At 62.0% G+C, this 17,928-nt stretch carries 19 protein-coding genes and 1 pseudogene; 12 read left to right on the top strand and 8 right to left on the bottom strand.

Features of this window, described 5'->3' with window-relative positions; all coding sequences use genetic code 11:
* Both J7I86_RS16760 and J7I86_RS16755 read left to right on the top strand, forming a co-directional pair.
* A pseudogene (locus J7I86_RS16760) lies at positions 1-217 on the top strand (HNH endonuclease); the annotation flags it as partial.
* Between the two features lie 413 nt (positions 218-630).
* Positions 631-1,503, top strand: coding sequence for an NAD(P)-dependent oxidoreductase (locus J7I86_RS16755; protein WP_214821602.1), 873 nt, complete (start codon positions 631-633; stop codon positions 1,501-1,503).
* A gap of 78 nt (positions 1,504-1,581) precedes the next feature.
* On the opposite strand, the gene J7I86_RS16750 is transcribed toward J7I86_RS16755, so the two are convergent.
* The 3 genes from J7I86_RS16750 to pdhA are packed head-to-tail and all read right to left on the bottom strand — an operon-like array spanning position 1,582 to position 5,218.
* The gene (locus J7I86_RS16750; RefSeq protein WP_214821600.1) at positions 1,582-3,042 is read right to left on the bottom strand and encodes a dihydrolipoamide acetyltransferase family protein; all 1,461 of its coding nucleotides are present in this window, start codon (positions 3,040-3,042) and stop codon (positions 1,582-1,584) included.
* Positions 3,039-4,049, bottom strand: coding sequence for an alpha-ketoacid dehydrogenase subunit beta (locus J7I86_RS16745; protein WP_214821598.1), 1,011 nt, complete (start codon positions 4,047-4,049; stop codon positions 3,039-3,041). Before J7I86_RS16745 ends, J7I86_RS16750 begins: the two co-directional genes overlap by 4 nt.
* On the bottom strand, positions 4,049-5,218 hold the full coding sequence (gene pdhA, locus J7I86_RS16740; protein WP_214821596.1) for a pyruvate dehydrogenase (acetyl-transferring) E1 component subunit alpha: 1,170 nt from the start codon (positions 5,216-5,218) through the stop codon (positions 4,049-4,051). Before pdhA ends, J7I86_RS16745 begins: the two co-directional genes overlap by 1 nt.
* Before the next feature lie 195 nt (positions 5,219-5,413).
* Here pdhA and J7I86_RS16735 point away from each other — a divergent pair, with 195 nt between their 5' ends.
* The 5 genes from J7I86_RS16735 to J7I86_RS16715 all read left to right on the top strand — a co-directional run bounded on the left by J7I86_RS16735 (position 5,414) and on the right by J7I86_RS16715 (position 9,029).
* Complete coding sequence (locus J7I86_RS16735; protein ID WP_024820292.1) at positions 5,414-5,884, top strand: Lrp/AsnC family transcriptional regulator; 471 nt, start codon at positions 5,414-5,416, stop codon at positions 5,882-5,884.
* A 148-nt stretch (positions 5,885-6,032) separates the two neighbouring features.
* Complete coding sequence (locus J7I86_RS22930) at positions 6,033-6,737, top strand: hypothetical protein (RefSeq protein ID WP_309476746.1); 705 nt, start codon at positions 6,033-6,035, stop codon at positions 6,735-6,737.
* 127 nt (positions 6,738-6,864) lie between these two features.
* Positions 6,865-7,272: a DUF4383 domain-containing protein gene (locus tag J7I86_RS16725; protein WP_209757689.1), complete on the top strand. Its 408-nt coding sequence runs from the start codon at positions 6,865-6,867 to the stop codon at positions 7,270-7,272.
* 56 nt (positions 7,273-7,328) lie between these two features.
* A complete protein-coding gene (locus J7I86_RS16720; protein ID WP_214821593.1) occupies positions 7,329-7,934 on the top strand; it encodes a hypothetical protein in 606 nt (201 codons plus the stop codon).
* Between the two features lie 75 nt (positions 7,935-8,009).
* Complete coding sequence (locus J7I86_RS16715; protein ID WP_214821591.1) at positions 8,010-9,029, top strand: PHP domain-containing protein; 1,020 nt, start codon at positions 8,010-8,012, stop codon at positions 9,027-9,029.
* A gap of 67 nt (positions 9,030-9,096) precedes the next feature.
* Here the strand turns inward: J7I86_RS16715 and J7I86_RS16710 are convergent, their stop codons facing one another.
* Positions 9,097-10,716 (bottom strand): cation acetate symporter, encoded by a 1,620-nt coding sequence (locus J7I86_RS16710; protein WP_214821589.1) that lies wholly within the window; start codon positions 10,714-10,716, stop codon positions 9,097-9,099.
* On the bottom strand, positions 10,713-11,093 hold the full coding sequence (locus J7I86_RS16705; protein ID WP_214821588.1) for a DUF485 domain-containing protein: 381 nt from the start codon (positions 11,091-11,093) through the stop codon (positions 10,713-10,715). The genes J7I86_RS16710 and J7I86_RS16705 overlap by 4 nt, the downstream gene beginning before the upstream one ends.
* A gap of 197 nt (positions 11,094-11,290) precedes the next feature.
* Here J7I86_RS16705 and J7I86_RS16700 point away from each other — a divergent pair, with 197 nt between their 5' ends.
* Genes J7I86_RS16700 through J7I86_RS16680 form a run of 5 tightly spaced genes read left to right on the top strand, consistent with a single transcriptional unit; the run spans position 11,291 to position 15,789 of the window.
* Positions 11,291-12,487, top strand: coding sequence for a sensor histidine kinase (locus J7I86_RS16700; protein ID WP_214821586.1), 1,197 nt, complete (start codon positions 11,291-11,293; stop codon positions 12,485-12,487).
* A gap of 22 nt (positions 12,488-12,509) precedes the next feature.
* On the top strand, positions 12,510-13,229 hold the full coding sequence (locus J7I86_RS16695) for a LytTR family DNA-binding domain-containing protein (protein WP_214821584.1): 720 nt from the start codon (positions 12,510-12,512) through the stop codon (positions 13,227-13,229).
* Entirely contained in the window at positions 13,226-13,588 is a 363-nt protein-coding gene (locus tag J7I86_RS16690; RefSeq protein WP_214821582.1) for a hypothetical protein, read from the top strand. The genes J7I86_RS16695 and J7I86_RS16690 overlap by 4 nt, the downstream gene beginning before the upstream one ends.
* Positions 13,585-15,051: a cation acetate symporter gene (locus J7I86_RS16685; RefSeq protein ID WP_214821580.1), complete on the top strand. Its 1,467-nt coding sequence runs from the start codon at positions 13,585-13,587 to the stop codon at positions 15,049-15,051. The genes J7I86_RS16690 and J7I86_RS16685 overlap by 4 nt, the downstream gene beginning before the upstream one ends.
* A gap of 48 nt (positions 15,052-15,099) precedes the next feature.
* Entirely contained in the window at positions 15,100-15,789 is a 690-nt protein-coding gene (locus J7I86_RS16680; protein ID WP_214821578.1) for a hypothetical protein, read from the top strand.
* Positions 15,790-15,801: 12 nt separating this feature from the next.
* On the opposite strand, the gene J7I86_RS16675 is transcribed toward J7I86_RS16680, so the two are convergent.
* The 3 genes from J7I86_RS16675 to frr are packed head-to-tail and all read right to left on the bottom strand — an operon-like array spanning position 15,802 to position 17,900.
* On the bottom strand, positions 15,802-16,386 hold the full coding sequence (locus J7I86_RS16675; protein WP_214821576.1) for a DivIVA domain-containing protein: 585 nt from the start codon (positions 16,384-16,386) through the stop codon (positions 15,802-15,804).
* A gap of 21 nt (positions 16,387-16,407) precedes the next feature.
* Complete coding sequence (locus J7I86_RS16670; RefSeq protein WP_214821574.1) at positions 16,408-17,343, bottom strand: phosphatidate cytidylyltransferase; 936 nt, start codon at positions 17,341-17,343, stop codon at positions 16,408-16,410.
* Entirely contained in the window at positions 17,343-17,900 is a 558-nt protein-coding gene (frr, locus tag J7I86_RS16665) for a ribosome recycling factor (protein WP_214821572.1), read from the bottom strand. The genes J7I86_RS16670 and frr overlap by 1 nt, the downstream gene beginning before the upstream one ends.
* Positions 17,901-17,928: the final 28 nt, after the last annotated feature.

Raw genomic sequence — 17,928 nt, 5'->3', positions numbered from 1 at the left:
CCACGCCATCAAATGGTCCCACGGCGGCACCACAGGCACCGACAACGGCACCCTGCTCTGCAGCCACCACCACCACCTCATCCACAAAGAACACTGGCGCATCGACATGAAAACCGGCGTCCCCTGGTTCATCCCCCCACCCCACATCGACCCACACCAAACACCCCGACGCAACCACCACCACACACCCCACAGAACACAAACACGCCACATATGACGCAGGGGGCGCTGCCCCGGGTTGGCGTGGGGGACTTGTCTGCATAACGGCGTGTCGTGCGTCCGGCCGTTGATGGGTGCTGGGCGCGCGGGGCCCATGTGTGATGCTGCGTGCGTCAGGGTCTGTGCGGCGTAGCTCAGAGTTGTGCCAAGGCAAAAGAACCTGCCCGGCAAAATGCTGCCAAGTGAGCGGCAACCCGTTGGGTCGCACTCCTATGTCCTTGGGTCGCTCCTGTATTCCTAGGACTCCCAGGGCCAGCTTGAGAGGCTGTTTTCTGCCGCCGCGACGCCTAGGCTAAAACTCAAACCCTTGCTGAACAAACAAAGCAGCTGAACAAACAGAGCAGCTGAATCCACCAACAGCTGCCGCAACCTAGCAACAGGATCCGACCAGCCACTACCGAGGAGCACACCATGAGGATTGCCGTCACAGGCGGAAGCGGAAAACTGGGTAGGAGCGTGGTCCGTCGACTCACGCAGGATGGCCATCAGGTGCTCAACATGGACCGCGCCGGCACCCGTGGGAAGGGTTACGTCAGCGTTGACCTCCGAAACTATGGGCAGGTCGTGGATGTCATCCTGGGCCTGGACGACCAGCACCATGGCTTGGACGCGATTGTTCACTTGGCCGCCATCCCCGCTCCGGGTCTCGCCCCCGACGCTGCGATCTTCGAGAACAACATGGTGTCTACATACAACGTGTTTCAGGCGGCACGAAGGGCCGGCATCAAGAAAGTGGTCTATGCCTCCAGCGAGACCGTACTGGGTCTCCCCTTCGAGATAGACCCTCCCTACATTCCGGTAGATGAGGAGTACGCAGCACGCCCGGAAAGCACGTATTCGCTGGTCAAGCATCTTGAGGAGCAGATGGCCGTCCAGCTCACACGATGGGACTCAGAGCTGAGCATCACGGCTTTGCGCTTCTCTAACGTCATGAACCCCGAAGACTACGATGCATTCCCGTCCTTCGACTCTGATGCAACGCTCCGGAAATGGAACCTTTGGGGCTACATTGATGCCCGGGACGGCGCGTTGGCGGTCGTCAGAGCCTTGGAACATAACGAACCTGGGTTCGAGGCCTTCATCATCGCTGCCGCCGATACCGTGATGAGCCGAAGCAGCACCGGGTTGGCCGCGGAAGTCTTCCCCGGCGTCGAGGTCCTAAAGGAACTGGGCGAACACGAGACCATGCTGTCCATTGACAAGGCGCGCAGGCTGCTGGGTTTTGAGCCGGAGCATAGTTGGCGCACCGTACACTCGAACCGCACCACGCCCACCGAAGACTGACGCGCGACGGCCCACCCCCTCGCTGCAGTTTCCCGCGAGCACTCGTAAAGGGATGGGCCGGCGCAGCTTCAGTTATCGCTAGATCATGGTCATCACCATGGCGGGGTCGGCAAGGATGGCGCCGAGGTCGGCAAGGAATCGGGACCCCTGCTCCCCATCCACCAAGCGGTGGTCGAAGGACAGGCTGAGGGACATGACTTGCCGGACAGCCAGTTGGTCGTTCACCACCCACGGCGCCTTCCGCACAGCACCCAAGGCCACAATGGCGGCCTCGCCCGGATTAAGGATGGGAGTCCCGGCGTCAATTCCAAACACGCCAATGTTGGTGATGGAGATGGTGCCACCGGACAACTCCGACGGCGACGTCTTGCCTGCACGGGCGGTATCCGTCAGTTCAGTCAGCGCCGTGGAAAGCTCACGCAGTGTCAGCCGGTCCGCGTCCTTGATGTTCGGGACCGTCAGGCCCCTGGGCGTGGCGGCCGCGATACCAAGATTCACATAGTTGAATTGGACAATCTCTTGGCTCGCCTCATCCCACCGCGAGTTCAGCGAACGGTTGCTCCGGAGTGCCACCAGGACCGCTTTGGCCGCAATGGTCAGCGGCGTCAGCTTGTAACCTTCGAACGCCTTGTTCGACTTAAGCCTTGCCAGCAAATCCATGGTTGCTGTGACGTCCACGGTAAGGAACTCAGTCACGTGCGGGGCAGTAAACGCGCTCTGCACCATGGCTGCGGCCGTGAACTTGCGAACACCCTTGATGGGAGTGCGGGTTTCCCGCTCACCCTGGGCAGCAGGGACAGGGCCCCCGGCTAGAGTTTCGGGTTCTGCGGTGAAGTTCTGCACATCCTCACGGGTGATGAGCCCGCCCGGTCCGGTGCCCGGGACGAGTTCCAGGGCAACGCCGAGATCGCGGGCCAGTTTACGCACCGGCGGGGTTGAACGCGGTCGTTCGGAAACGTCAGCTTCTGCCTGGTGAGGCACCGCAGGCTCGCTAAGCGCCCGAGCCGCCGGGGGTGCGGCCTGCGCGCCCTGGACCTGAGCGCGGGCGCGCCGCGTTGGGCGGCCGGAATGCTCGACGACGGCACCGTACCCCACCAGGTTCGGCTCACGTTTCGCCGGGGCCCCTACTGCTTCAGCGCCGGCAGTTGTCCGCGAACCATTGGCAGATGTTTCGACGGCGGCCTGGTCACCAGCCGGCCTGTAACCGACAGACTGGTCACCGGCAGAGCTATTACCCGCGGACCGGCTGCCCCCGTCAGGTGCGCCGGCCCCGTTGGAGGACCCGGCGTCGTCAACCTCAAACGAGACGATCGGCTTGCCAACCTCCACCACTGTGCCGGGCTGCTCATGAAGTTCTGCCACCACTCCCGCGAACGGAGAGGGTAATTCGACAACGGCCTTGGCGGTCTCGACCTCGGCGATGACCTGGTTCAATGTGACGGTGTCCCCCACCGCCACCTTCCAGCTCAGGATTTCCGATTCGGTCAGGCCCTCGCCGAGGTCCGGCAGCCTGAATTCCTTGATCATGGTGGCGGTCATCCTTCCAGTCCACTCAACGAGTTGCGCCGGCCAAGGGCGCGGTCCACGCCGTCGAGAATCCTGTCCAGATCCGGCAGGTGGTGCATTTCGAGTTTTGAGTATGGATACGGAACATCGAAACCAGTGATGCGGACCGGAGCGGATTCCAGGTAGTGGAAGCAGCGTTCGGTAATGCTGGCGGCGATCTCAGCGCCGAGGCCACCGGATTGGCCGGCCTCATGGGTGATGACCAGTCGTCCGGTCTTGCGGACGGAAGCTTCCACTACGGGGTAATCCACGGGTGCCAGCGAGCGCAGATCGATGACTTCCACCGAAATGCCGTCGTCGGCGGCGGCCATAGCGGCATCCTTGGCCGTTTTGACCAGAGGACCGTAAGCAACCAAAGTGACATCAGAACCGGCGCTGACCACGGCAGCTTTGTCCAAGGGAAGGGCACTGGAGAGGTCGAGGCTCTCGTCCACATCACCCTTGTCGTGATAACGCCGCTTGGGCTCGAAGTAGAGGACAGGATCATCGGAAGCGATGGCCTGCTGGATCATCGTGTAAGCATCCTCCGGGTTGGATACAGCTACCACCCGGAGGCCGGAGGTGTGCGTGAAATAGGCCTCGGGTGATTCGGAGTGATGCTCCGGGGACCCGATGCCGCCCCCGAAGGGAACACGAATGGTGATGGGCATCTTGACCCGCCCTTGGGTCCGGTAGTGCATCTTCGCCACCTGGCTGACGATCTGGTCGAACGCCGGGTAGATGAAGCCATCGAACTGGATTTCGCAGACCGGCCGGTACCCGCGGTAGGCCAATCCGACTGCGGTGCCGATGATCCCGGACTCTGCCAGCGGAGAATCGATCACCCTGTGATTGCCGAAGTCTTTCTGCAGCCCATCCGTGACGCGGAAGACGCCACCGAGCGAGCCGATGTCTTCGCCCATGAGGACCACTTTGGGGTCGTTTTCGAGGGACTTCCGGAGGCCGGCATTGATGGCCCGGGCAAAAGTGAGCTTGGACATTAGAGTGCACCTTCCTCAACGGGCTGGTTGAAGCTGTTCAAATAGCGCGAGTAGTGCTCCTTCTGGCGTTCAATCCAGGAGTTGGGGGTGCTGTACACATGGTTGAAAACGTCCAGCGGCTGCGGGTCCGGCATTTCAATACAGCTTGCGCGAAGTTCGGCGGCCACAGCATCGGCCTTGGATTTCACCCGTGCTTCCACGTCTTCAGTAAGCAGGCCCTTGGCTTCGAGCAGTTTGCGCAGCCTCAGAATCGGGTCCTTGGCGGCCCAGTCCTCCAACTCGATGGGGTCGCGGTACCGGGTGGGGTCATCGGCAGTGGTGTGCGGGCCCATGCGGTAGGTAACGGCCTCAATGAAGGTAGGTCCTCCACCCTTGCGTGCCCGGTCCAAGGCCACCCGGGTCGCAGCCATGACAGCCAGGACATCATTGCCATCAACGCGCATGCTGGGGATACCGAAGCCGGTGGGCCTGTCAGCCAGCTGGACGTGGGACTGTACCCGGACGGGCTCGGAAATTGCCCAATGGTTGTTCTGGCAGAAGAACACCACGGGAGCCTGGTAGCTCGCAGCGAAGACCATGGCCTCGTTGACGTCGCCTTCACTCGTGGCACCATCCCCAAAATAGGCAAGGACCGCGGTGTTGGCGCCATCCAGCTGGACGCCCATGGCATATCCGGTGGCGTGCAGGCTCTGGGAACCAATGATGATCTGGGGTGTCGCCAGGTTGATGCGCAGGGGATCCCAACCATATGAGGCGTTGCCGCGCCATACCCGGGCAATCTCGGAAAGGTGGGCCCCGCGCACATAGGCCACTCCGCTTTCGCGATAGCTGGGGAAGACGAAGTCATCATCCCGGAGCGAGCGGCTTGAGCCGATCTGTGCCGCCTCCTGACCCAGCAACGGGGGCCACAACGCGAGCTCACCCTGACGCTGGAGGGCCGTAGCCTCCGCATCGATGCGGCGAATGACCGTCATGTCTTCATACAAGGAGCACAGGTGCTCATCGCCGATGTCCTTGACCCAGACATCGAATTCGGGATGGCTGATGCGCTCGCCCTCAGGCGACACCAACTGGAGCAGATCTCCGCCAGTCCTCAAGGGAATTTGTGCACTATGTCCCGGGCCTGGAGTGTGCTTGTGCACTCCCTTGCCCGCCTGATCCGTCAACACAGGTGATCGCAACCTTCCGGCTCGTTTTCGTCGGCGCTGGCGGGACTTGTGATCCTGCCGCAGACCGGCCATCCGGCACCTTCGCCGGACTTAACTGTGACCCTACTCACAAGTGACAGGGGGTACAACTACCCCTTCGAAAGTTGATCATTTTGCCCTGTTTCACTGTTCCGTACCGTGCTAATCTTGCGCATTATGCAACCCTTGGATGGCACTGATACCCGGCTACTTTCAGCCATGGCCAAAGATCCCCGAGGGACCGTAGTAGCCCTGGCGCAGAAGCTCGGCCTGTCCAGAAATACCGTCCAAGCCCGGATGGCGCAGCTTGAGAAGAAACACGCGTTCCTCTCCTTCGAACGGCGCATTAATCCCGCAGCGCTGGGCTACCCGCTCACGGCCTTCATTACGGTCCATGTTCAACAACAAAAACTGGCTTCACTCTCCGAGGACCTCGCTGATATCCCGGAGATCCTTGAAGGGTTCGGCCTGACCGGTTCCGCGGACCTGCTCTTACGGGTGGTCGCCTTGGACGCAGAGGACCTCTACCGCATTAACGGAAAGATCCTCGGCTGCGACGGGGTGGAACGGACAGATACGGCGCTGGCAATGCGGGAGATGATCCCCTACCGGGTGCAACCGCTGCTGGGACGACGTTCCGGGGAGTGAAAATGGCCGTTCACCTGCAGTAATGGGCGTTGCAGTACTTGCCCACCGGACCCGCATAGGATTTGATGCAAGTGGACGCATCGGGGGCCGGCTAGAGGACCCCGGCCATGTGGTGGCGCTGCCGAAGGCTGCCGAAAGGGGCACTACCGTGAGCAACCCGCAACAACCCAACCAGCCCGAGCCGAATCACCAGGGCCAGAACCCGCCACCGGTTCCACCCGGCCCGGGGTACCCCCCGCAGACCGGAGCTTCCCCGCAGTGGCAACAGCCGCCGTCGTCCGCTTCTCCCCAAGGCAACCCGCAGTACCCGGCGCCCGGCACCGACCCGTACGCCCAAAACCCCTACCCCCAAGGCCAGAACCCCTACGCCCCGGGCCAGAACCAGCCCGGGCAGTACCAGCCGGGCCCTTACGGCCAGCAGCCACCGAAAAAGAACCGGAAACTGCTGTGGATCATCCTGAGCGTAGTGGCGGGAGTGATTGTGCTGGCGGTGGTGGGTGTGTTGCTGCTCGTCAACCTGGTGGGGAACGCAACGTCCAAGGCCAGGTCCTTGGCGGACGAATTCACCAACCTGGTGGTCTCCGGCCAGACTGAACAGGCCTATGACAACTACTTGAGCCAGCCGCTGAAGGACGAATTGGACAAGCAGTCATTCGTGGACGGCATTGCCAGCCTGAACCTGGATAGCTCGTGCAAGCCGAACTACAACTCAGTCAATGTGAACTCGGAAAACGGAAACAACAAAGCCGACCTGGGCGGCACCTTGCAGTGCGACGGCAAGAAAATCGATCTCCAGTACATCTTCGAGGGCACTGACGATCTCAAGATGAGCAGCATACGCCTCCGTCCCTAGGCCTCCGGGAAATAATCCGGTTCACCACCCATCCACCTGCGCATATGGTCCGAATCACTGCTTGAGAGCCCCAGCCGGGGCTCATCAAGACGGCCGGTTCTCCGGCCAACACCGGAAGGTTCGGACCATGCGCACTTCGCCCAATCGCTTGATCGCCACCATCTTCGGAGCCGTATACCTCTTGGTAGGCGTGCTCGGATTTTTTGTCACCTCGGGAATCGGGTTCTTCGCCACCGAGGGCGCCAACCTGATCATCTTCGCCGTGAACCCGCTTCACAACATCATCCACTTGGCCATTGGCGCTGCACTGCTCTACGCCGGAATGAACAGCGTCACGCTGTCCAAGGGCGTCAACACCACTGTGGGTGGCGTCTACCTCCTGGTAGGCATCCTCGGACTCTTCCTGGTGGGTTCCTCGCTGAACATCATCGCCCTCAACGGCGCAGACAACGTCCTCCACCTGGCCAGCGCCGTGGTCCTGCTGGGCGTTGCACTGTCCCAGGACAAGGCCGCCGTAGCTTCCGCGCACGCCTGATCAGTCTCTGAACAACAAACCGGTCACCGGCTGATCCCGAGAGGACGGCAAGAGCCATGGAACACAAAAACCACCCCACGCTCAGCGCAGCGACCCTGCTGTTCGTGTACTTCGCAGCAATGGCCGCCGGAATGGTGGAGCTTTCCCTCGCAGCCGGATACCTCACCGGAACTGAAACGGTGACACCCGGCTTGGTGATCGCTGGAGTGGCAACCCTCGCAGGCGGCCTTGCTTTCTTGGCTTGGTCGCTGTGGGGGCTCCACCGAAACACCCTGGTCCTTGCCCGATACGCGCTTCCTGTCCTCGCCCTGACTGCTACTGCACACCTTGCAATGACGGTGGTGGGAGTCAGCACCCAGCGCTCACTGCACGTGAGCCACTTTGCCGCCCTCGGCCTGACGCTCATGGCACTTGCCGGGGCTGGCTGGCTGAGGCGGCAGCTCAAGACCAACGACGGCGGCGCCCACGGCCAGCCAAGGACCGGGCGGCTTCTGGCAGCCGCGTTCGGAGCCGCCGTCGTTGTTGCAACAGTTGCGACTCCCGGCCTTGCTGCCTCGATGGCGGGCCAGCACGCCGTCCCGCACGGTGAGCACGGCCAGGCACCTCACCAGGAAAACGGCCAGGGCTCCAATCCCGCCCTGGACCCGGGTCACCACCACTAGCTGGCGGTGACCGAACGGCGCACCATCAACACTGCCCTCTGTTGATGGTGCGCCTTGTTCGTGGATCATGGAGCCATGGATCCCCTTGAGGCGCTCGACGAAATCTCTTTTTGGCTCGAACGAAGCCAAGCTCCCACTTTCAAGGTCCAGGCGTTCCGGAAAGCAGCCGACGCCGCCCGGAAACTTCCGCCCGACGACCTGAAGAAGTTGGTGGGATCAGGACGTATCACCAGTCTGAAAGGCGTGGGCAACCGTAGCGCCGAAGTCATCACCCAAGCCTTGGAAGGCCGGGTACCCGACTATCTGGCTGATTTGCGCGAGCGCGGCACCGAAGCGCTGGCCACCGGAGGCGACACTCTGCGGGCTGCTTTACGCGGGGACTTGCACAGCCACAGCAACTGGTCCGACGGCGGCTCGCCCATCGAAGCCATGGTTGCCGCAGCCCGCACCCTCGGGCGCGAGTATCTTGCCCTGACGGACCACTCCCCCAACCTCACCATCGCCAATGGCCTGAGCGTGGAACGGCTGGAGAAACAGTTGGGTGTAGTGGACGGTATCAACGACTCACAGGATGGCTTCCGATTGCTCAAAGGAATCGAGGTGGACATCCTTGAAGACGGAGCCCTGGACCAGACCCCGGACATGCTGGACCGCTTGGATGTGGTGGTGGCAAGCGTCCACTCAAAGCTTCGATCTGATAAAAAGACCATGACTGCACGAATGCTGGGCGGCATCAGCGACCCGCACACCAACGTTCTGGGGCATTGCACCGGCCGCCTGGTCCAAGGTTCCCGCGGCACCAGACCCGAGTCCGAGTTCGATGCCGCCACAGTCTTCAAGGAATGCGCAGAGTGGGGTGTCGCGGTAGAAATCAACTCCCGGCCCGAACGCCAGGATCCACCGGATAACCTCATCAATATGGCCCTCGACGCCGGTTGCCTTTTCAGCATCGACAGCGACGCCCACGCACCCGGCCAGCTCGATTTCCTGCAATACGGTGCGGAACGGGCCGAAGCCCTGGGCGTGCCGAAGGAACGGATTGTTACCACCTGGCCGCTGGAGCAGTTGAATGAGTGGCTGAGCTTGAAGAAGTAAGCGTCCCACAAAGGGCTCCTCCTGCAACTATTCGCAGGAGGAGCCCTTTGTGATGGCGCGGCAGAGGTTAGTGGTCTACCGCCTTTTCAGCACCAACGCCGGTCAGCGAGCGTACTTCCATCTCCGCCTGCTTTGCTGGATCTTCGCGCCGCTTGTCCAGGACGGTTCCGAGCCAGCCGAGGAAGAAGGCCAGCGGGATGGACACAATTCCAGGGTTGCTCAGCGGGAAGAGGGCGAAGTTTGCTCCCGGGATCATTGAGGTCTTGGCGCCGGAAACCACGGGTGAGAACGTGATCAGCAAGATGGCCGCAGCAAGGCCGCCGTACATGCTCCACACCGCTCCCTGGGTGGTGAACTTCTTCCAGAACAGGGAGTAAACGATGGTGGGCAGGTTCGCCGATGCTGCTACAGCGAAGGCCAGCGCCACCAGGAAGGCAACATTCTGACCGTTGGCGAAGATGCCTCCGAGGATGGCCAGGACGCCGATCACCACCACCGTCCGTCGGGCTACCTTCACCTCGGTGACCGCGTCTGCTTTGCCCTTGGCAATGACATTGGCGTAAATGTCGTGCGCGAAGGATGCTGCCGCAGTGATGGTCAGGCCGGCCACCACCGCCAGGATGGTGGCGAAGGCGACTGCCGAGATGAAGCCCAGGAGCAGCGGGCCACCCAGGTGGAAGGCCAGCAGGGGTGCTGCGGAGTTGACGCCGCCGGGTGCGGACTTGATGGTCTCTGCACCCACCAGGGCTGCTGCTCCGTAGCCCAGCACCAGGGTGAAGAGATAGAACAGGCCAATCAGCCAAATGGCCCAGACAACGGACTTGCGGGCTTCCTTGGCTGTGGGGACGGTGTAGAACCGCATCAGCACGTGAGGCAATGCAGCGGTCCCCAGGACCAGTGCAAGGCCCAGTGACATGAAGTCGAGCTTGGACGTTTCTGTCTTGCCATACTGCAGGCCGGGGTTCAGGACGGCCGGGTTGTTGGCAGCCTCAGCTGCGGACCCCAAGAGGCTGGAGAGGTTGAACCCGTAGATGGCGAGCACCATGGCTGTCATGACGGCTGCGCCTGCGATCAGCAGAATGGCTTTGATGATCTGCACCCAGGTGGTGCCCTTCATACCGCCGATCAGTACGTACATGATCATCAAGGCGCCGACGACGATGATCACCAAGGCTTGACCACCCCAGTCGCTGATGCCCAACAGGAGTGAAATCAGGCTCCCCGCACCCGCCATTTGGGCGAGGAGATAGAAGAAACAAACCGCCAAGGTGGACAGGGCCGCCGCAATTCGCACGGGGCGCTGTCGCAGGCGGAAGGACAGGACGTCAGCCATGGTGAATTTGCCGGTGTTGCGGAGCAGCTCAGCCACCAGGAGCAAGGCCACCAGCCAGGCAACAAGGAAGCCGATGGAGTACAGGAACCCGTCGTAGCCGTTGATGGCAATGGCGCCGGTGATGCCGAGGAAGGAAGCCGCCGAAAGGTAGTCGCCGGCGATTGCCGTACCGTTTTGGGAGCCGGTGAATGATCGGCCGGCCGCATAGTAGTCGGCCGCGGTTTTGTTGTTCCGGCTCGCACGGAAGACGATCACCATGGTGACAGCTACGAAGAGGGCAAAGATGCCCATGTTGAGCAGTGTGGTGTCTTTCAGGGCTTCGACGTTGACTGCCGCCGGGACCATGGCGTTCATTTGGTTACCCCGCTGTTCATATTGCCGCCCTTATCGAATTCGCGGCCCTCGATCTCGTTGCGGATTTCAGCAGCGATAGGGTCCAGCTTCCTGTTGGAGTAGCTCACGTACCAAGCCGTAATGCCGAAGGTGGTGACAAACTGCAGCAGCCCCAGAAGCAGGCCAACGTTGATGTTGCCCCAGACCTTGATGGACATGAAGTCCACTGCATAGGCGGCCAAGAGAACGTAAGCGAAATACCAGAGCAGGAATACCACTGCCATCGGGAAGACAAAGCTGCGGTGCCGCTTGCGCAATGTCTTGAACCGTTCCGTCTGCTGGACTTCCTGGAAGTCCACGGACGCTGTCGCGTCCTGGGGTTGGGCCTCATTACCCATGGTTCCTCCTGATTGTGATGTGTCCACATCAGCTCCACACACCTTGCCAATGTGACTGCAATCACTATCGAACGCGGTACGGTACCTGATCCAGAGAATCATTGACTGCCATCGCCCAGCGGTTGCGACGCTGCGCCAAACGGTGGCCTGCGAGGGAGAATCAGGGCAACGGGCTGACGTGCGGCTACGCTGGCCTCATGCCCGATTCCCCGCTATTCACCGCAGCCGCGATCGCCGTGATCGTGCTGGCAGTCGCCGTCGTGGCGGGTGTGGGCCTCAAGGTGATCCGATCGTTCCGCGACCTTGGCACGGACGCCGAACGCGCAACCTACAACACACTTCATGCAGCTTCCAGGGCAGGGCAGCATCTTCGCGGCGGCCTCCACCCCGCCGGAGCAGCCAAGGCGAGCAAGCAACTGCGAGTCCTTTTGGGCTGCGACGCGTTGGCCATCACGGACACGGACGCTGTGCTCGCCTGGGACGGTACTGCTGAGGAACTCCGGCCAACACTGATGCGGCTCGCCGCGGAAGTTCTGACCACTGGCCGCACTGTAGTGGTGTCCCGCGCCGGTCTTTCCGGCACCTCCGATCATGGACACAACGAGTTCAGCGCTGTGATCGCACCGATCCGGGCCGGATCCAAGGTGGTTGGTTCAGTGGCTGCACTGGATTCTGCGGCAGGGGCCGGGCTGGTAAGAGCCACCAGCGAGGTGGCCGACTGGATTGCCGCGCAGCTGGAGCTTGCAGAGCTGGACTCTTCGCGCACCCTCCTGATGGAAGCTGAGGTCCGGGCACTCCGTGCGCAGATCAGCCCACACTTCATCTACAACTCGCTGAATGCCATTGCCTCATTCATCAACACTGATCCGGCGCGGGCCAGGGAGCTCGTGGTCGAATTCGCCGATTTCACCCGGTACTCGTTCCGGCGGCACGGGGACTTCACCACCGTGGCGGAGGAACTGCGCTGCATAGATCGCTATCTCCTGCTGGAACGGGCCAGGTTCGGCGAGCGGGTCCAAGTGAGCCTGCGGATCGCTCCCGAAGTCCTCAGCACGGTCATCCCGTTCCTCAGCCTTCAACCACTGGTGGAGAACGCGGTCCGGCACGGATTGGAGGCCAAGGAAGGCCCGGGGCACATCACCATCTGCGCGAATGATTCAGGCGCGTTCGCCGAAGTGACCATTGAAGACGACGGTGTGGGCATGGACCCGGAGCATCTGCGGTCAGTACTCGCCGGACACACTGACGGCGACCACGTGGGTCTTCGTAACGTGGATGCCCGCCTCCGGCAGGTTTATGGGGACGAGCACGGGCTTGTCATCGACACGGCGCCGGGCGAAGGGACCATGATCACCATGCGGGTGCCCAAATCTCAGCCCGATCACGACGCCTGAGGCTGCGGTTACTCTATTAATCATGATCAACGTGCTCGTCGCCGATGACGAACTGCCCGCCGTGGAGGAGCTCGCCTTCCTGCTGGGCCGGGATGAGCGCATAGGCGCCATCCACCGGGCATCGTCCGGTGCCCAAGCGCTGCGGACCTTGGAAACAGAGTCCGTGGACGCTGTCTTCCTCGATATCCACATGCCGGCGCTCTCCGGCTTGGACATCGCACGCGCCATTTCCCGCAGCAGCCATCCGCCCGCCGTCGTGTTCGTCACCGCAGATGAAGACTGCGCGCTGGAAGCCTTCGACCTCGCCGCGGTCGACTATTTGCTGAAACCCCTCAGGGCGGAACGGCTTTCGCGTTCCGTGGACCGCATCAGTGAACTCATCAAGGACGGGACACCCGCTCCGGAGATGATCACGGTGGACCTCGGCAGCACCACGCGCATGATCCGCCGCGACGACGTCACCTACGTGCAGGCTCAGGGAGACTACGCAAGACTGCACACCGCCGAAGCCAGTTACCTGATCCGGGTACCCCTCAGCGATCTCGAACAAAAATGGGCAGACGCCGGGTTCATCCGGATCCATCGCTCGTACCTCATCGCCCTGAACCATGTACAACACCTCAAGCTTTCCGCGACGGGGCCCAGCGTTGCGGTAGCCGGAGCTGAACTGCCCATCAGCCGCAGGCACCTGCCATCGGTCAGGGACAAGCTGCACTCCACCCGCATCCGGCCGCAAGGATGACACGCGTCCGCGTCACGGCCCCGCGTCAATCTGCCACGGCCGCACCGGGCAGGTTGCCTTACCCCCGGGAGGTCACCGAAGACTCCGACGCCGGACGGATCTTCATCCGTTCCCTGATCCGATCCCAGTTACGGTTGGCCTTGGTAGTGGCCTGCGGGTTCCTGATTATCCTCGGCGTTATTGCACTTTTCCTGGTCTACGGGCCTGGGGTGGCGGAGACCAGAATTGCCGGAATCCCCTTGGACTGGCTGGTGCTGGGAGCCGGCATCTATCCCGTGATCGGGCTCAGCGCCTGGCTCTACAATCGTGCAGCGGCCCGCAATGAGGCGCGCTACCGGGACCTTGTGGAGGACAAGTGAACCCCGCCGTTGGCCTCTTCGCTTTCCTCGCCGTTTCCCTCGCAACGGCGGTCATTGGCTTCTACGGCCTGCGCATCTCACGGACAACCGGGGATTTCTATGTAGCCTCACGAACTGTCCCACCGTGGTGGAACGCCTCGGCGATCGGCGGCGAGTACCTCTCCGCAGCCAGCTTCCTGGGCGTCGCAGGGCTGATCCTGCTTTCAGGAACCGACGCACTCTGGTTCCCCGTGGGCTACACCGCCGGGTACCTCATGCTGCTGCTCTTCGTGGCCGCTCCCCTGCGTCGCTCCGGTGCCTACACCATTCCGGACTTCACCGAAGCGCGGTTGGACTCCAAGCTGGTCCGCCGGGTGACCAGCCTGGTAGTGGTGGCCGTTGGCTGGCTGTACATCGTGCCGCAACTCCACGGCGCAGCGCTCGCCATCCGGATCACCACCGGCCTGCCGTCGTGGGTAGGCTCGACGGCGGTAGTGGTGGTTGTGTGCCTGACGGTGGCCGCAGGTGAAATGCGCTCGATCACATTTGTTCAGGCCTTCCAGTACTGGCTGAAACTGACTGCGTTGGCGGTGCCCGTGATTTTCGTCCTGTTAGTGCTGGCCGGCAACGGCACACAACCGCAGGCGCCACTGCCCGTCAATCCCACCGGCCAAGGTGCTGCAGGGGTTTACCAACACATATCACTCCTGGTTGCGTTGCTTTTCGGAACCTTGGGCCTCCCGCACGTCCTAGTGAGGTTCTATACCAACCCGGATGGCCAATCAGCCCGCCGGACAACGTTGATTGTGCTGGGGCTGCTCTCCGTCTTCTATCTCTTTCCTACGCTCTCCGGAGCCCTCGGCAGGATGTTTGCACCAGAGCTGGCACAGTCCGGGCAAGCAGATGCACTGGTCTTGCTGCTGCCCGGCAAACTCGTTGGAGGCATGGCCGGCGACCTCCTCTCCGCCCTGGTGGTGGCCGGAGCCTTCGCAGCGTTCCTGTCCACCACATGCGGGCTGGTTGTTTCGCTGTCCGGCGTTATCAGCCAGGACCTCTTTGGAGGAAGCGTCAGGGGCTTCCGCCTCGCTGCGGTACTCGCCGCCGTCGTGCCTTTGGGATTCGCGTTGATGACTGACACCCTTGCGCTGGCCGGAAGCGTTGGCCTGGTCTTTGCTTTCACGGCATCCACCATCTGCCCGCTGCTGCTGCTGGGGATTTGGTGGCGCGGGCTGACCGATGCGGGCGCCGTCGCCGGCATGGTCACCGGGGCGTTCCTTTGCGGCGGCGCCATGGTGGCCGGCACTCTCATGGGCCCCGGGAATGCGCCTGCGTGGCTGGCTCAGCCTGCAGCGTGGAGCGTACCGGCTGCCTTCGCGGTGACCGTGACCGTTTCGATCATGACCAAGAACCGCGTCCCGGCCTCCGTAAACCGCGTGATGTCGCGCCTGCATGTGCCGGAGAGGCCAGTAGCGACAGAGAGGTAGCGGCCGCAAGGCGTTGTCCGTTGCCCCCGCAAGGTGGACAATTGCGCCATGTCCGAGGAACCGGGCGCGGCAAGTCCAGAGCCGCCGTCGCCCACACCGGAGTTGTCTCCCAGCGTCCGCGCGCAATTGCTGGCCACGGAACACTGGAGCCTGCTGGCGTCAAGGAGCACCACCCAAGGCGAAGTCCTTACCCGTATCAGCATGTTCCTGACCTTTACGTCGGCAAGCCTGCTGAGCGTGGCACTGGTGGGTAACGCCACGCAGTTTTCAGATGCCTTCAGGGCCTTTGCGCTGACCGTCCTGTCCATCGATCTGGTAGTTGGCCTGCTCACCCATATCCGTGTGATGAGCGTGGGCATGGAGGACCTCATGTATGTCCTGGCCATGAACCGCCTGCGGGCCGCCTATATTGACCTGGATCCCGGGATCCGCCCATACCTCATGGCCGGCCACCACGACGATGAGCCGGGGGCGAAACGAACCTACTACTTCCTTGGCGGGCGCACCGATTTCAGCCAAGTAGCTGGCAGCAGCATGGTGTTCATGGGATTCGTAAACTCAGCCCTGCTTGCCTTGCTGCTCGGCTCGGCAATGTTGACCGCCGGGCTTCCCACCATTGCTGCTGTACCCGTTGCGGTCGTGGCCGCGCTGGCATTTTTCGGCACATCGCTGACCCGAGGGCATCGACGATATCTGGACGTGTGGAAGAATAATCAACCAATTTCTCCCACCATCTGATAGGGCGGGGGCTCAGTCGATAGCCGCCATGAGTTCTACAACACGGGCCAGAAACGCGTCCACTTGAGCTTCCTCATAGCCCTCAGCTCCCCTTGCGGCACGGAAAACAGCCCGCCGCACGGTGTCCACGCTCAGGGCTTGATCGTGCTCGAGGTATCCGATGAGTTCGGCGCACAGATCATCGACATCCTGGGCGTTATAGCTGCGGGTTCTTTTCCCGGACGGGCGGCGGAACCGCTCGCCGTCGGGCCTGTGAAGCCTGCCACGGAGAATGCCGGAGAGCTTGCCGATCTGCCGCAGCCAGGCTTCCTCGCCCTGCTGGCTGATGAGGTCGTCCCTTTCCCGGCGCGCGAATGCGTCCTCCAGCCGGTCCAGTGCGGCATCAACGCTGTTGGCATCGTAGCCACCCTTGACAGGGTCAAAAGCCACAGCCCTGACATCCACACTGGCCACTTGGTCCGCCGTGCCTACGGGGTTCTCAAACGATGACCGGGCGCGCTGGAGGAACTCGTCCACCTGCTTGGCGTTATAGCCGTACTTGCTGCGCTCCACGCGATCGAACGTTGCGGGAATCTGGCGTCGAATATCCAAGGCCACTAGTTTTCCTTCATTGGGTTGTCAGACGCCGCTCAGCAGCGCGAACAGAACATAGGCTACAGGGGCTGCGAACACGATGGAGTCCAGGCGGTCCATCACGCCGCCGTGGCCGGGCAGGATGCTGCTCATGTCCTTCACGCCAAGTTCGCGCTTCACCATGGACTCCGCCAGGTCTCCGGCGGTTGCTGCGGCCACCATGCCCACTGCAAGCACAAGCCCCATCCACCAAGGCCTGTCCAGCAGGAAGATACACGCAAGGACGCCTATGAGCATGGCCCCGCCAACGGAACCAGCGAAGCCCTCCCACGATTTCTTGGGGCTGATCTTGGGGGCCATGGGGTGCTTCCCGAAGGTAGCCCCAACGATGTACCCGAACGTGTCATTGGAAACCACCAACAGCAGCATGGAGGCGATCTGCCATGCGCCTTCGGGGATCCCGTCCGACCAAAAACCCACAGGAGTCGGCCCGCTGGCGGTGTGCAGGGACAGGGATGCAAAACTAATGAGGAAAGGTATCCACGCCAGGGTGAAAACACCGGCGAACACGCTTCGCGGGGCCCCTGCAGCACTCTCGATGGAGCGCCACAGTAAGACGGCCACTGAGCTCGCCGTCATCGTGAACAGCAAACCTTCAAGCCCGCCGAAGTAGGCCGATACCGGCATCACCAAACTGCCGATCATCACGGGGACGATCGGCATCCGGGTCCCCTGCGCCTCAAGCGCCCTGAAAACCTCCCAAACACCCAGCACCGCGAAAGCGGTAGTGAGGAGGACGAATCCCAACGGGAGAAAAAGCAAGCCGCCCAATACGGCCAAAAGCATGGCAAGCCCGACGCCGATGGCGGCCGGAAGATTCCGGCCTGCCTTGGGTGTGGGGTTCTTCCGCACGCGTCTGACGCGCTTGGGGGTATCGCGTGTCGGGACCCGCTCAGCGGGCGCCGGCTCAGCCTGGTTCATCAGACCTCGAGCAGCTCGGCTTCCTTGCGCTTCAGCAGTTCGTCGATGCTGTCAACGTGCTGCTTGGTCAGGACGTCGAGTTCCTTCTCAGCACGTGCACCCTCGTCTTCACCGGCTTCGCCGTCCTTGACGAGCTTGTCCAGGGAATCCTTGGCTTTGCGGCGGATGCTGCGGATGGAAACCTTGGCGTCCTCACCCTTGCCCTTGACGATCTTCACGTACTCCTTGCGGCGCTCCTTGGTGAGCTCCGGAATGGTCACGCGGATGACGTTGCCATCATTTGAAGGGTTGGCTCCAACTTCGGAGTCGCTCAGAGCCTTCTCGATGTCACGCAATGCGGTTTTGTCGTAAGGGGTGATCAGAATGGTCCGGGCATCCGGCACGCCGAAAGAGGCCAGCTGCTGCAGCGGAGTAGGCGTGCCGTAGTACTCGACGATCACCTTGTTGTAGAGGGCGGGGTTGGCCCGGCCAGTACGGATCGAGGCGAAATCGTCCTTGGCTACCTCCACCGCCTTGTCCATCTTCTCGCCGGCTTCGAGCAAGGTCTCTTCGATCACGGGTTTCTCCTCAGAAATAGTTGCTGCC

Source organism: Arthrobacter sp. ISL-95 (assembly GCF_018613695.1).
Classification (GTDB): Bacteria; Actinomycetota; Actinomycetes; order Actinomycetales; family Micrococcaceae; genus Arthrobacter.
Note: the sequence above shows the minus strand (reverse complement) of the source record. Positions and strands in the feature narration are given on the sequence as shown.

Coding starts and splice junctions, on each gene's coding strand:
- J7I86_RS16755 (WP_214821602.1), top strand. CDS start 631: ATGAGGATTGCCGTCACAGGCGGAAGCGGAAAACTGGGTAGGAGCGTG.
- J7I86_RS16750 (WP_214821600.1), bottom strand. CDS start 3,042: ATGACCGCCACCATGATCAAGGAATTCAGGCTGCCGGACCTCGGCGAG.
- J7I86_RS16745 (WP_214821598.1), bottom strand. CDS start 4,049: ATGTCCAAGCTCACTTTTGCCCGGGCCATCAATGCCGGCCTCCGGAAG.
- J7I86_RS16735 (WP_024820292.1), top strand. CDS start 5,414: ATGCAACCCTTGGATGGCACTGATACCCGGCTACTTTCAGCCATGGCC.
- J7I86_RS16725 (WP_209757689.1), top strand. CDS start 6,865: ATGCGCACTTCGCCCAATCGCTTGATCGCCACCATCTTCGGAGCCGTA.
- J7I86_RS16720 (WP_214821593.1), top strand. CDS start 7,329: ATGGAACACAAAAACCACCCCACGCTCAGCGCAGCGACCCTGCTGTTC.
- J7I86_RS16715 (WP_214821591.1), top strand. CDS start 8,010: ATGGATCCCCTTGAGGCGCTCGACGAAATCTCTTTTTGGCTCGAACGA.
- J7I86_RS16710 (WP_214821589.1), bottom strand. CDS start 10,716: ATGAACGCCATGGTCCCGGCGGCAGTCAACGTCGAAGCCCTGAAAGAC.
- J7I86_RS16705 (WP_214821588.1), bottom strand. CDS start 11,093: ATGGGTAATGAGGCCCAACCCCAGGACGCGACAGCGTCCGTGGACTTC.
- J7I86_RS16700 (WP_214821586.1), top strand. CDS start 11,291: ATGCCCGATTCCCCGCTATTCACCGCAGCCGCGATCGCCGTGATCGTG.
- J7I86_RS16695 (WP_214821584.1), top strand. CDS start 12,510: ATGATCAACGTGCTCGTCGCCGATGACGAACTGCCCGCCGTGGAGGAG.
- J7I86_RS16690 (WP_214821582.1), top strand. CDS start 13,226: ATGACACGCGTCCGCGTCACGGCCCCGCGTCAATCTGCCACGGCCGCA.
- J7I86_RS16680 (WP_214821578.1), top strand. CDS start 15,100: ATGTCCGAGGAACCGGGCGCGGCAAGTCCAGAGCCGCCGTCGCCCACA.
- J7I86_RS16670 (WP_214821574.1), bottom strand. CDS start 17,343: ATGAACCAGGCTGAGCCGGCGCCCGCTGAGCGGGTCCCGACACGCGAT.